Annotated in this window: 1 pseudogene; it reads left to right on the top strand. The window is 39.9% G+C overall.

Annotation, left to right across the window (positions count from 1 at the left end):
• A pseudogene (locus tag AAEY62_RS23065) lies at positions 1-210 on the top strand (HDOD domain-containing protein); the annotation flags it as partial.
• Positions 211-263: the final 53 nt, after the last annotated feature.

Below are 263 nucleotides of genomic sequence, written 5' to 3' on the forward strand. Positions count from 1 at the left end.
AACTGGGCTGATGCCAGTCATCGCCCTGAGCAGGTAAGCTATATTGATTTTATTAGGATTGGTGCAATTTTAGAGGGCACGCTACAAGTGTCAGATAAGTCGGCCGCGCTACAGGTTTATATTAACAAAGGAATTATTCCTTCTATGCAGCTTTTCACCAGCGATGAGTATCACGCGATGGTTGACGATATAAAAGAGATGTTTTGCTAATAGTAATTAAGTAGTGAGTGTAAAAAAGCACGATTAAATCGTGCTTTTTTTGG

It is taken from the genome of Pseudoalteromonas sp. GW168-MNA-CIBAN-0100, assembly GCF_040309225.1.
Lineage (GTDB): Bacteria > Pseudomonadota > Gammaproteobacteria > Enterobacterales > Alteromonadaceae > Pseudoalteromonas > Pseudoalteromonas arctica.